Source organism: Bartonella propinqua (genome assembly GCF_047263965.1).
GTDB lineage: Bacteria > Pseudomonadota > Alphaproteobacteria > Rhizobiales > Rhizobiaceae > Bartonella.
This window is the reverse complement of record NZ_JBLEBK010000010.1, coordinates 25,309-38,032: the sequence shown is the minus strand read 5'-3', so window position 1 is coordinate 38,032 and position 12,724 is coordinate 25,309. Positions and strand designations below refer to the sequence as shown.

Below are 12,724 nucleotides of genomic sequence, written 5' to 3'. Positions count from 1 at the left end.
ATATTTACGTATATAATTTATTTTTTATGGCAAAAAATTTTATCATTACCTTTACCAAAGAAAAAGATTATGAGTTTTTTCTTTTATATTGCGCTTATCAGGTTCTATCGTCTACAGGTTTTTCTTTTAAAATCCTACTCTAGGCTCTGAATTATAAATTTTTTGAAAAAAAATATTTCATGATTAATCTGTAATACATTTTTGCAATTTTTATCTGATTTTAGAGAATCTCAGGAAACATTTTTTCCCATTCTTTTTTAAAATTATCTACGCTGTATATTTTTTTACAACTGACTAGCCGTACATAACAAAAAAGTTTTTTATATTTTCCATTCGTCAGTTTTCTCAAGATAGAATTTCCAGTTTAATATTAATCCTTACCTTAAATTTCAAGGATTCTACTCTGCTTAAGCTATGCCTAAGCCATTACATTGCATTTTCATTTCGTATACTGACAAATATCAACATCATATCGTCTTGTGCGCTTCACATAAAACGCCTTATGAATCGTAAGAAAATAAGATGACACTGTAAAAAAGCAATTGCGCATAAACTGCCGAAAAGATTTGATTATGCTTTTATCTTTCCTTTGTTTCCACTTGTGTTTTGTTGTCAAAGAAAAAATAAATAAGCTTACCATAGCTATCACAGATGCAATGAAAAGAAAGCATAATAGGAAAGCCAACAAAACAGATACCACTAGATAAAAAACTCGCAAATATTATTTTGGTACTAAAAATATATCGACCATATCAAGGTGAATAGCGACGATAGCAAATTTTTTCATTTTTTCTGAAGTTAATTTGTTGTTTTCGTCTGAAATTATTTTTTTCAGTCAGCTGTCATCTCCCCTCGTATTGTCAATTTGTTTCAATTTTTACTCTAAAAATTATTTTGCAAATATATAAAAAATATAAAATATTCAAGTAAATACTCAATTGTACATATACTTTATAAATAGCATATGTAAATCATATGTTATTTATACGTAATATATATGTAAAACATATATAGATCATATCTAAGACATATGTTTAACGTATATTTAATATATGTCATGTATAAATATCACATATTAAAAACGCACATAAGGATTTTTATGTATGCCGACAATCGTATTTTGTTCAACAAAAGGCGGTGTTGGAAAATCAACATCAGCGCTTGTTCTTTCACAAGTTTTGGCAAAACATGGGTCGAAAGTGAAAATAATAGACACCGATCCCAATCAGCCTATTGCTGATGAATGGTGGCAAAACGCTAGTCCTAATTACCCACCCAATATAGAGGTTCAGGGCAGAGTCAATGAAAATACTATTATAGATGTTATAGATGAAGCAGCAAATACATTTGGCTTTGTTATCGTTGATCTCGAAGGATCAGCAAATATAACAGCTTCGTATGCTATTAGCCGTTCAGATATGGTTATTATTCCTATGACGGGGACAAAACTTGATAGTCGTGAAGCAGCAAAAGTTGTTTCCTTTATAGCGCGTGAAGGAAGAGCGAGGAGAAATAATATTCCTTATCGTATTATGTTTTCAAAGTGCTCTGTTATCCAAACGCGTGAAGAAAAAGAAATCCGTCAAGAGTTGATAGAAGCAAAACTTCCTGTTTTGAAACATGGAATTATGAATAAAGCTGCCTTTTCTTCTATTTTTGGTTTTGGATGTACTCTTTATGAACTCAACAAAGCAGATGTATCAAATGCTGAGTCTGCCATAATAAATGCGGAACAAGTTACCGCTGATGTGGTGGAAGCATTAAAGCTAGAAGGTGTCATGTAATGATAAAAGAACGAAAATCAACATTTCAAGTTTTAAACGATCTATCTACTTTAGAACCTACAACAAAAGCTCCCAAACGTGATAAGCATGATATTGATAAAATCGCACAACAAAGCGGTTTTACGACGCGTCACGCATCTTTTGATGCCCCCCAAATGTCTATTCATTTAACAAAATCTGGTCATGTTGATGGTCGCTCTAAGCGCCGCAGTTTGAAAACAAATCGCATAACTTTTTCAATTCGACCTGATGTTGATGAAGAATTTCGGGCACTTGCCGAAAAATTGACGCCATCTGGACAAAATATTTTAACTCTTGGAGATGTTTTAGAGTTCTTGATCCATCACTATAAAAGTTCTCAATGAGCGCCTTTTTATATTCACTAATATACTGTGTTTACATATAACATATGTTAAATATATTTTAATTATACGTTATATGTATGCCTTAAATATGTTGTACATATACTTTACGTACAATATTTAGCTAAATTAGGTAGTAATTTTAATAATTTGCACTTTGTACATTAGATTTTATATAGTGGTATAATTGGGTTACAATATCAAAAATTAAGGTTATATAGATTAATTTTTATTAATTTGTGCTTTCGTTGAGCAACAATCTTATTGTTCACAATTGATGTTCAAAAATAATCAAACACCAAATTGATTGAGAGTTTTATATTTTATTGATCGTCCCATGCAGCCTAAATACGAATTCACGGTTTATGTGTTCTCTTAGAATAATTTTGTTCTTTATTAAATTAAAGCGGTTAAGAGCTTTGGATTCATCAAAATTGGAGATGTAGGTAGCTAGATAAAGTTAAAAAAGAACTTAAGTCATGATGTTGGGTTTTTACAATGCCAATGTTTACGGTAAGGCTGTTATGCTTTTTGGCAGCTTTTGTATACGTGGTTTTGTGAGGTTAATGGCAATGCCTAAATTACCCAATAGAGCATGGGTGACTAGAAATACCCAACTCTGCGACAATGCTAAAGTTACAATTTTCAGCAAAATTTCAGATAATGCTCAAATTTACGAAAATGTCTGAGTGAATTTGTTTAATAAAATCACTGATAATACTAAAATTGCTGGTTATAGTTATATCATTGGTGTTGAGCATGTTTTTGACGATGCGTATTATGTTTCTGGAACTTACTATTTTGAGCTTTGGTTGGGGAGCTTAAAATTTTGGATACTTTGACTGTATTCCTCGTTTTAGAATCTTGGTTGGATTTTAAAAATTAATACAGAAAATGTTTTCTCGTAAGATAAAATTTTAATCATCAGCACATGAAAAAACGATAGGAAGATGATAAAAAAATCAAAAAGGAAGGAACATATTTCATAAATATAAATTTTATTTATTGTATTTTGTAACGATACACGATATAGTAAATTATGATTATAGGATTTCGACACAAAGGGCTTGAGACTTTTTACCGTACTGATACGACAAAAGGAATCCAAGCCGCCCATGCTGAAAAATTAAGGCGTATTTTAGGTGCACTTGAAGTAGCCATGTTACCCGATGATTTAAATTATCCATCCTTTCGATTACACCCGCTAAAAGGTGATCTTAAGGGATATTGGTCAATCACTGTCAGTGGCAATTGGCGTGTAATATTCCGATTTAAAGATACAGATGTTGAGTTGGTCGATTATTTAGATTACCATTGAAAAGGAGTGCAAAACAATGATGAAAAATCCTCCCCACCCTGGTGAATTATTACGCGAAGACGTGATCGTAGAGCTTGGTTTATCTGTTACTGAAACGGCAGCGAGACTTGGTATGTCTCGTGTGGCGTTTTCTAGGGTTTTAAACGGAAAGGCTGCGATTAGTCCTGATCTAGCTATTAGGCTTGAGATGGCTGGTGTTAGCACTGCACGCGCTTGGTTGGCTATGCAAACAAACTATGATTTAGCACAAGCGCGAAAACATCCTCAGCCTAGTATACGTCCTTTGTTACCAAATATAGCTGCGGTATAAAAAAAGCTTTTTTGGCCTAATACATCATTATTAGCTTAAATAACAGATATATATGTTAAAGCCAGAATATTCTGTCTCCTCTAACTTATATAAATTTTCTCCTAGTGCTGATCGTATTCTTATTCTTTCTTTGCTCAAATCAATAAGAACTACAATATGAAAAGATTCTTTATATATTACTATTCATGGCTTTCAGAAAAAGTTAACCCATGGCATTGCTGCGTTTAAACCAAATATCAATTTTATTAAAGAACATCTAGATTTAGAAAAAATTGGAAAAAAATGAAAATAGATATATTTTACGGAAGTTTTGCAATATTTATGAAGATATTGGTCTTTCAGATACTTCAAAAATGCTGATTAAAGCACAATTTGCTAAAACAATTAGCAAAATTCTTAAAAAGAAAACTTGATCTAGAAGCGGAATAGTCAATTTTTGAAGATTCCTCAACTTAAATTATATAAGCTCTTAAACAAAGAGTTTCGGAGGAGCAACGAAATAAAAATGCTTAAGTTTTTGATTAAGCAGGGAAATAATATCAAAATTGTTGTTAATTTTGAAAGAGTTAAAACACTAAAAAGACAATTTGAAATTCGAGGTTAATTATTTACCGATTTTGGCTTTTTTGTAGGCTATATTCGTGATTGAAAACAGTATCTATACTCTATGGATATTTATTCACTTGTTAAACGCACTCGAAAATGTTCATTTAATTTAATGCACGAGCAATTGTCTCAAAACTTATAACTTTTGATACTATTTTAAAAGCATGTAAAATAAGTATCATAAATCATATTTTTATATTATGATCCTTAATCTGTATTAAAAATGATTTGTGAGACTGAAATGGCACTATTAGGTTATGCAAGAGTATCAACTAATCATCAAAAGTTAACTCTTCAGATCGCTGAACTCAAAAAAGCTGGAGTGCGTGAAGATCGCATTTTTACGGATATGATGACAGGATCTACGGATCAACGGGAAGGGTTACAGCGGCTGCTTGGGCGTGCAGAAAAAGATGACATGATTATTTGCACGAAAATGGATCGTCTTGGGCGTAATACTGCAGATATGATCCACATTATTAATATATGCCACAAAAAAGGAATTGCACTGCGTTTTTTAGAAAATGGTCTTAGTACTGAAGGAACAATGGGGAAAATGGTTATTCAGATTTTAGCTGCTGTGGCAGAAGCTGAACGCGCACGTATTCTGGAGCGAACCAATGATGGACGAACTGCTGCCATGGAAGCTGGCATAAAATTCGGTAGAAAGCCTCATCCAAAAACAGAGATGGCTTTGCTTTTGATTAAACAAGGACTTTCACCAAAAGTTGTGAAAGAAAAAACTGGTATCTCTCGTGCTACTTATTTTCGGCTTAAACGACAGATTTTTGTCAAAAAGCCATGAATGTTTTTTATTGCTCAGATTCATTTTCTGAATATTTATTGCTGCCTAGTGCATTAAATAGTATATTTTAGTACTTTTTTATACTTTAAGTTATAATATAGTACTATATTTTATAATATTATATGATATAATATTTTATTGCATGAGGAAATAAATGCCTGTTATTTCATTTGCCAATTCTAAAGGCGGTAGCGGAAAGACAACTTCTGCTTTGCTGCTCGCTTGCGAGCTGGCTTATGTAAAGCCTGTTACTCTTATCGATGCTGATCCGCGCCATCCTATAACAGCTTGGTCTAAAATGCAGGGGAAACCTAATAATTTAACTGTTGTCACCAATGAATCTGAAAAGACTATTTTAGATGAGATAGAAAGTGCAGCTACTAGAGATCCATTCGTAATTGTTGATTTAGAAGGCACGGCATCTCGGCTCACAAGTTATGCAATTAGCCAATCTGATTTTGTTATTGTGCCAATGAAGGAACAGCAACAAGATGCTCTTGCAGCTCTTGAGATCATTAGAGAGATTCATAGGAATATGAAAATTGTAAAACGTTATATCTCTTATGCTATTTTGTTTACGCAATCAAAAGTTGTTGCAAAATCAAGAACTTCTCGCTTTATATCATCTCAATTTAAGAACAATCCAAAAATTGATGTCTTTGAAACAGAAATAAATGAACGTGATGCTTTTTCTGCAATTTTTGCAATGGGTGGTTCTCATCGCACTCTTAATGCAAAAGAAGTCAATAATTTAGAAACTGCGATTGGTAATGTTGAATCATTTTTTGCAGAAGTTATTACAAAATTGAAACGTGCTCGAAAAGAAAGGATATAAAGTAATGAACAATGAAAGAAAACCATTGAATTTTTCTGATCTTGAAGATTTTGAACCACGAAAAAATGTGTCTGATACATATGCTCTAAAACGCAAAGAAATAGATAAAACAACAGCTTTTCCAAGTCGTGAAAAGTCGGATGATGAACAAATCAATATTAAAGCTCATGCGGATATCGTTAGCCGCTTTCGTACTATGGCTAAAAAAGAACGCTATCGCCATGGCGAATTTTTGGAAATTCTCATGAATGCGTATGAACAAAAAATGGAGGAGCAATGATATTAAATTATATTAATTTATTGAAACAGAAAATCTTTTCAATATAGTGAAAACTGCACGAGGTGTGCAGATAAGTGATTCATATAAAGGATAGAAGATGCAAATGGCAAAAAAATAAAACCCAACTGCTGAAACAGAAGGGTTTCTAAAAATATCTACTTAGTAAATTAAATAGACCAAAAATCTATAAGAACTATAGAATTATAAGATCAATAAAACCTACAAGATCAATAAAATAAACTTCTCTCTATTTAATTTATTAAGCGTCATTCTGCAAGAGGAATTTTGCAGAACATGGGGTATTTTTATCATTTTTTTGCCTCTAAAAGAGAGGTTAAAATGTTTATGGTTAAAAAGACGCCTGGAAGACGTATGGGGGCACATCATATCGAATATATAAAAAAAGCAGATCATGCTGACATTGGAGATGTTAGTCGAGGTCAGCTCATTTCTCTTGTACGACAATTGCCAATAACGGGCTTGATTAAAGCAACAGAGGTGCAGTTATTGCACATTCTGCTCAATACGCTTCCAACGTCGTCTTTTGAAAAAGGAAGTATCCCGATTGTTTTTAAAAGCAATCGTCAGATTGGTTTGGAGATTGGATGTAGTAGTGTTCATACGAGCAGACTTCTTTCTCGCCTTTTTGATAAAGGGCTTATTGTTATGCGGGATTCTAGCAATTATAAACGGTTTCCTGTCAGTTGTAAGGGCGATATAATAACTGCTTGTGGAATTGATTTGAGCATTTTAATTGTACGTTATCATGAACTGCAGCATTTGATTGTTACTGTCAAAGAAGAGATAAGACGTCAAAATGTTGCTGCTCGACGGTTTCGTGGTCTTTATCGTCAATTACACTCTTATGTTGCACTTGTAGAAACTGTTCCAATTGTTTCATTGTTTTGGAGACGTGTGAGAAAGATTACAGCAGTGATTGGTGCTCCTGCTAAAGCATCATTTGTTAAACTTGAGAAAGCTATTAAGCTTTTAAATCTCATTTTAAGTCGTTTACTTTCTCATAAAATGTTATGCAGATATATCGAAAATGTTATGCACATACATAATACAAACCCTTATTTCATTTGTAAAAGTAATAAAGCAAATCATCAAAATAACGACTCTTCAAAAAAACAAGAAAAAAAGCGTTTGGATAAATCCAAACACATTTCAAAAAATAATGCGACTTTCAGTCGCAACAAAAAAGCTTATGAAAATAATAACAGCAAAAATGAAAGATCAATTCCTTTAAATGACTGCGCATTGCTTCAAATTAAGTCAGAGATGTGGGTTAAAGCTATGCCCCATACAGCAATGTACCTTGATAATAACCTTAAAGGTGCAAAAGATATTATAGGATCTATGGATTTTTTATCTAAAATGCTTGGAATCTCAGCGAGCGCTATTGAGACTGCAAAAAAATCGATGGGATTAGAGAAAACTGCTTTGGCTATTGGGATTATTTTAGAAAAATATAGTCGACAGATCATTCAATCACCAGGAGGATATCTACGAGGCATGATCGCGCGACAAAACAAAGGAGAACTTTATTTAGAGCGATCTTTACATGGTTTACTCAATTTAACAGAATGAGAAATCCATTGGAATGCTTGTCTTTAAGTTACTACAAAAGATTCATAAAAAATTTTTGAGGTTATAGAGTGCTTTAAATAAAAATTTCTGAAAGGGAGTGGTTTATAAGTAAGAGTTTGACTTAAATCAAAAGCGATAAAATTAAAATAGCGCGATGATTAAAAACTTATTGCAGAATTTGTAGTATATGATCTCATCTATTTTTAACGCAAAAATGGTTCTATGCGTTAATCAAACTGTATATGTACTAAAAGAATAATGATCGCTACACATGTAAAATGTAACGCTTGTTTTTATTTATAGTCAAATAAAAAAATTGATATTTTTATACTTATGTAGATCAAATTTTTATCTAATTTCCTTTAATGTTAAGAACAACATTGTTTGTGAAAAAATCTTCCTGTAAAGATAAACATCAGGTTATAAAATTTTGAGACTAGTGCTGATTTAATATAATTAATCAATGAGATAACAAACTTATCAGGAATATATTATGTTCAATTCATTTTTTCCAAAACCAAAACGTTTTTTATCGATGGTTATTATATGGGGCTGTATTACAGTTATTGTTTGGCAGGTAGGCGGTAGTTTTTATTTTGCGGAGTGGTTGAATGTGTCAAAAACACCGCCTGTTAGCATAGTACGGTTTTGGTCTGGCAATTACCTTATTTTTTACACTTATTATGCGTTTTGTGTAGGAATTTTTTCCCTCTATTGGTTTATTTTTCATCCACATAGCTGGCAAAAATGGTCTATTTTGGGATCAGCATTGATCGTTTTTGTTGCGTGGTTTTTAGTGGATATTGGTGTGACTATTAATGCTTGGTATGCGCCCTTTTATGATTTGATCCAAGCTGCATTGAGCAAACCAAATTCTGTAAGCATTGCACAGTTTTATCATGAAATCGTTATTTTTCTGGGAATTGCACTGGTTGCTGTTGTGGTAGGTGTGCTTAATAATTTTTTTGTGAGTCACTATGTTTTTCGCTGGCGTACAGCAATGAGTGATTATTACACGAATCATTGGTCACATTTGCGCCATATAGAAGGCGCAGCGCAGCGTGTGCAGGAAGATACTATGCGTTTTGCCTCCACAATGGAAAGTCTTGGTATTGGACTCATCAAGGCTATCATGACGCTTATTGCGTTTTTACCGATACTTATACACCTTTCCGTATATGTTCCAGTACTTCCTATTATAGGTCATGTGCCTTATGGATTAGTGATAGCTGCTCTTATCTGGTCAATAGCAGGAACTGGTATGTTAGCGATCATGGGAATAAAGCTGCCAGGTTTGCATTTCAAAAATCAACGTGCTGAGGCAGCATACCGTAAAGAGCTTGTCTATGGAGAAGACGATGACAAACGCGCATCGCCGCTAACAGTCAAAGAGCTCTTCAATGATGTACGTATTAATTACTTTCAATTGTATTGGCACTATGTTTATTTCAACATTGCCCGAATACTTTATTTGCAGATTGATAATATTATTGGGATCTTACTGTTGCTGCCGTCTATCATTACTGGTGCTATTACGCTAGGATTAATGACGCAAATCCTCAATGTTTTTGAGCAAGTAAGAAGTGCCTTTCAGTATCTTATCAATTCATGGACAACTCTGGTGGAATTGATGTCAATTTATAAACGTTTGCAAAGCTTTGAGCAGGAGTTAGTACACTCTGTTAATGAAAATAATTAAAGTGTTTTAAAATAACATGGCAGTTAAGGATCATTTATTGTTTTGATAAATTTTATCTTACTGCCTTTTTATTTTGCAAAATAAAATTACCTCAAAAATTTATAAAGATAATATTTATTTTTAACATTGTCTTTTTTTGCATAAAATATGGTTGTGTAAGTAGAGACAAAAATATTTTATTTCTATTTCTCAGTCACTGTTAAAATCAACAAAAGTTGTTCAGAAATGCAAAATTATAAAAATGAGAGTTGTCCTCTCTCTTTTAAGCTATGGCTTTAAAGAGAGCTAAATATTTCAGTCTCATTGAGAATTTTGTCTTTGTTTAGTGTTACCAATAACAAAGGCATTATTGGCAACAATGGTAGTACCAAAAATATGAGCAGCACTGAAAATTTTCATAAATTTTGTTATGACTGTTAAATCTGGGTATGATTTAAGAGTAGGGTATTGCCAGTGAAAAGTATCGTTTTAAGTATTACTGCAATGAATGGCTTATTTTTTGGTGACTCTATTCAATAATTTTAGTTTCCAGATTTTAATATCTTCAAAATCTCTTAGAACTTAATTGGATGCGATTGTAGTGATTTATTGTCTTTATTTGTGTGTTTTTATTAAGGTTGCATATGACGCGCGTTGAAATCATGAAAAGAGAAAATATTCAAGTGAGATTATTTTAAGCTTAATATTTAAAAATTTAATAAATGGCTCATCTTGAAGTTGAAATGAGCAGTTTATTATAAAATGAAAAGCAATATCACACTCCTGCTGGTTTGATTTTTTCTTTACGTAAATGTGGGTTTAAAGCGTGGGCATGGTGGTTGTAGAAGTTATGTGGGGTAGTGAGATTGCTAATGATAATTTGTATCTTGTATAAAGTGCTAAAATCGATAAGCACAAATCATAAAATAACAACAATAAAAAACTTTTCCCACATGGTTTCTTTATTGGATATAAGAATTTCTGTTTAATGGGTTTTTGTTAAACCAAGAGTGCTGCTTTCCTTGTTTTATACTGTTGATGTTGCTTTGGGATAAAATACCCATAAAAAGTGTTTTTCAGCTTTTTTTTGCTTGTGGAGCAAAGCGGTTTTTTTCAGCAGCGGCTAACATTTCTTTTCTTCTAAAATAAATCGATCGTCCACAGCGCAAAGGTGGGTGTCCTTGCATAAGAATGATCTGTTCATCTTGACGCATCTCTTGAATAATTTCATGGGGTAAGATTAGTGCTCTTTGTTGGTAATTGATATTTTGAGAGCTTTTTCCAAGAGACAAACCCCTAGATTTGCTTGTTCCAGTCACTTCAACGGTCATTTGTCCGCAACGTTCTGAAATGTCTTTGGCTGTTTGTAGATCTTTAATGGCAGCATAACTTACAAATGAACAACTTTCAAACCATGATCGTGCTCCAGCTTCTCCAAAGTGATTAACCAACTGACCAGAGGATTGATAAAATAACATCAAGGATATGCCATATTTACGACCACGGTCGCGTGCTTCTTCTAAAATATTCATATAACCGAGAAGATCAACTTCATCCAAAACAAACAAAACACGTTTTTTGTAATTTCCGTCAGCTGTAACCATGGCATTTAAAAAAGCACCAATAATTACGCGCCCAATGCTTGGATAACTGTTTAAAATGCTTGCAGGGAGATTAAGAAAAACATCTGTATTCCCATTTGCTATATCTGAGGATGTAAAATCACTACCACAAACAAGATCGGCATAATTGGACAAAGAAAGCCACTGAGTGTCTTTTGATGCGGTTGTATAGACCCCAGAAAAAGTTTGCTCTGCCATTTCTGTGAAAATACCTACCATTTCACGTACAAAAGGAGAGGGCGAGGTTTCTTGAATATTGCGCAATTGATTAACGACAGCTGTTTCTGATTGAGAAAGGATTTTGCGCAATGTTTTTAAATTGCGCTCACTTTCTTCATATTCATCAGAAAAGATGACATGCGCAAGAAGAGCAGTTAAGAGATTATGCGCTTGTGTTGAAAAATATTCTGCCGAAGAATTGTCTGATTTTTTATCCGTGAGAAGCAATTTGGCAAAACTTACAATATTGGCTTCACGTTGTGTGCGTGGTACGTTGTCGTTTAAAAGCCAATCAAGTACATTAAAATTTTTTGTCGATATTGAATTTGGATCGAGAACAATAACATTTCTATTGCTCATTTTTTTACGTGCAAATTTGACCATTGGTGCAACTTCTGTTGAAGGGTCAAGGCACACAACAGATCCTGAATATGTCAAACATGTTGGAACCACTGTACTTGTTGTTTTATACCCACCAGAGCCAGCAAAGAAGATCATGTGGGTTGAACCAAAATCAAGATTAAAGGTGAGCAAAGGTGTTTTTCCACCCTTTCCCCATGTTGTTTTATTGCTAGGCGAAAAAGGAATATCACGCACACTATCTTGATCAACACGGTATCTTTCACCAACAACAATTTGACCGTTTGCAGGGAAGATTTTTGCTGCTTCTCTTAAATTCATCCATGATGCGTTACCAAAAACGCCTTTTTTGGCACGCTTTACATTGCTTGTGCGCGGGGTAGTTGTGAGAAATTGTATTGCTAACAGAAAAATGCCAGTCACTGTACCAAAAACAACCATGGGATCCATGAATTTAAGAGCATAGCTCCACGTTATTCCTTGTTGCCCAATATAGGGACTTAATCGTTTGATTTCATATCCAATGTGGTAAAAAGCGATGAGACTAAAAAAAATCGCTGAGATAATTGTGATCGCTTTACGTAAGTATAGTTTTTGTGACAGAGTATAAATCAATGATACAAGCGTAACGAGCACCAGCACCAATAATGGTTGTGAGCGAAGATACCAATAAGCTTGATAATCTGTCATTCCATCTATCACAAACGATAACAAATGAGGTACAAGGAAGATTGTTAAAGAACCAAAAGCAATGGGTGTTAAAATAAGTGTTAACTGTGTCTTTGTATATTTCATTATCTTTTAACTTTTAGGTTTATTTACCAAGGTGTGTTCGTAAACAACACCTTTAAAATTGGCAGTAAGGTGTGAGAGGATATCTTTTTTCATGGGCAGAATATTGTCAAAACAGTTTTTGCCCATGAGTGTTAAAATGCAGGAAGCAAAATCTTAC

Annotated in this window: 11 protein-coding genes; 10 read left to right on the top strand and 1 reads right to left on the bottom strand. The window is 33.3% G+C overall.

Translation table 11 applies throughout. From position 1 onward, the window contains the following. The first annotated feature begins 1,103 nt into the window (after positions 1-1,103). The 10 genes from ACMFKV_RS06465 (at position 1,104) to sbmA (ending at position 9,592) form a co-directional block, all read left to right on the top strand. Entirely contained in the window at positions 1,104-1,784 is a 681-nt protein-coding gene (locus ACMFKV_RS06465; protein WP_413154804.1) for an AAA family ATPase, read from the top strand. Continuing rightward, a complete protein-coding gene (locus ACMFKV_RS06460; RefSeq protein ID WP_413154803.1) occupies positions 1,784-2,149 on the top strand; it encodes a hypothetical protein in 366 nt (121 codons plus the stop codon). The genes ACMFKV_RS06465 and ACMFKV_RS06460 overlap by 1 nt, the downstream gene beginning before the upstream one ends. Before the next feature lie 476 nt (positions 2,150-2,625). Further along, the gene (locus ACMFKV_RS06455; RefSeq protein ID WP_413154802.1) at positions 2,626-2,835 is read left to right on the top strand and encodes a hypothetical protein; all 210 of its coding nucleotides are present in this window, start codon (positions 2,626-2,628) and stop codon (positions 2,833-2,835) included. 350 nt (positions 2,836-3,185) lie between these two features. Further along, positions 3,186-3,464: a type II toxin-antitoxin system RelE/ParE family toxin gene (locus tag ACMFKV_RS06450; RefSeq protein ID WP_413154801.1), complete on the top strand. Its 279-nt coding sequence runs from the start codon at positions 3,186-3,188 to the stop codon at positions 3,462-3,464. A 16-nt stretch (positions 3,465-3,480) separates the two neighbouring features. Continuing rightward, the gene (locus ACMFKV_RS06445; protein ID WP_413154800.1) at positions 3,481-3,774 is read left to right on the top strand and encodes a HigA family addiction module antitoxin; all 294 of its coding nucleotides are present in this window, start codon (positions 3,481-3,483) and stop codon (positions 3,772-3,774) included. An 847-nt stretch (positions 3,775-4,621) separates the two neighbouring features. After that, positions 4,622-5,185, top strand: a complete 564-nt coding sequence (locus ACMFKV_RS06440; protein ID WP_413154799.1) for a recombinase family protein — start codon at positions 4,622-4,624, stop codon at positions 5,183-5,185. A 154-nt stretch (positions 5,186-5,339) separates the two neighbouring features. After that, a complete protein-coding gene (locus tag ACMFKV_RS06435; protein WP_413154798.1) occupies positions 5,340-6,020 on the top strand; it encodes a ParA family protein in 681 nt (226 codons plus the stop codon). A gap of 4 nt (positions 6,021-6,024) precedes the next feature. Further along, positions 6,025-6,300: a hypothetical protein gene (locus ACMFKV_RS06430; RefSeq protein ID WP_413154797.1), complete on the top strand. Its 276-nt coding sequence runs from the start codon at positions 6,025-6,027 to the stop codon at positions 6,298-6,300. Between the two features lie 345 nt (positions 6,301-6,645). Beyond that, positions 6,646-7,893 (top strand): plasmid replication protein RepC, encoded by a 1,248-nt coding sequence (gene repC / locus ACMFKV_RS06425; protein ID WP_413154796.1) that lies wholly within the window; start codon positions 6,646-6,648, stop codon positions 7,891-7,893. 493 nt (positions 7,894-8,386) lie between these two features. Further along, on the top strand, positions 8,387-9,592 hold the full coding sequence (gene sbmA, locus ACMFKV_RS06420) for a peptide antibiotic transporter SbmA (RefSeq protein WP_413154795.1): 1,206 nt from the start codon (positions 8,387-8,389) through the stop codon (positions 9,590-9,592). Between the two features lie 1,055 nt (positions 9,593-10,647). On the opposite strand, the gene traG is transcribed toward sbmA, so the two are convergent. Then, positions 10,648-12,567 carry a Ti-type conjugative transfer system protein TraG gene (gene traG / locus ACMFKV_RS06415; RefSeq protein WP_413154794.1) on the bottom strand — a complete coding sequence of 640 codons (1,920 nt, stop codon included), beginning with the start codon at positions 12,565-12,567 and terminating at the stop codon, positions 10,648-10,650. Positions 12,568-12,724 lie beyond the last annotated feature (157 nt).

Bases quoted from the DNA above. Each gene is read 5' to 3' on its own strand.
- ACMFKV_RS06435 (WP_413154798.1), top strand. From the start codon at position 5,340: ATGCCTGTTATTTCATTTGCCAATTCTAAAGGCGGTAGCGGAAAGACA.
- ACMFKV_RS06460 (WP_413154803.1), top strand. From the start codon at position 1,784: ATGATAAAAGAACGAAAATCAACATTTCAAGTTTTAAACGATCTATCT.
- ACMFKV_RS06430 (WP_413154797.1), top strand. From the start codon at position 6,025: ATGAACAATGAAAGAAAACCATTGAATTTTTCTGATCTTGAAGATTTT.
- ACMFKV_RS06440 (WP_413154799.1), top strand. From the start codon at position 4,622: ATGGCACTATTAGGTTATGCAAGAGTATCAACTAATCATCAAAAGTTA.
- sbmA (WP_413154795.1), top strand. From the start codon at position 8,387: ATGTTCAATTCATTTTTTCCAAAACCAAAACGTTTTTTATCGATGGTT.
- repC (WP_413154796.1), top strand. From the start codon at position 6,646: ATGGTTAAAAAGACGCCTGGAAGACGTATGGGGGCACATCATATCGAA.
- ACMFKV_RS06455 (WP_413154802.1), top strand. From the start codon at position 2,626: ATGATGTTGGGTTTTTACAATGCCAATGTTTACGGTAAGGCTGTTATG.
- traG (WP_413154794.1), bottom strand. From the start codon at position 12,567: ATGAAATATACAAAGACACAGTTAACACTTATTTTAACACCCATTGCT.
- ACMFKV_RS06450 (WP_413154801.1), top strand. From the start codon at position 3,186: ATGATTATAGGATTTCGACACAAAGGGCTTGAGACTTTTTACCGTACT.
- ACMFKV_RS06445 (WP_413154800.1), top strand. From the start codon at position 3,481: ATGATGAAAAATCCTCCCCACCCTGGTGAATTATTACGCGAAGACGTG.
- ACMFKV_RS06465 (WP_413154804.1), top strand. From the start codon at position 1,104: ATGCCGACAATCGTATTTTGTTCAACAAAAGGCGGTGTTGGAAAATCA.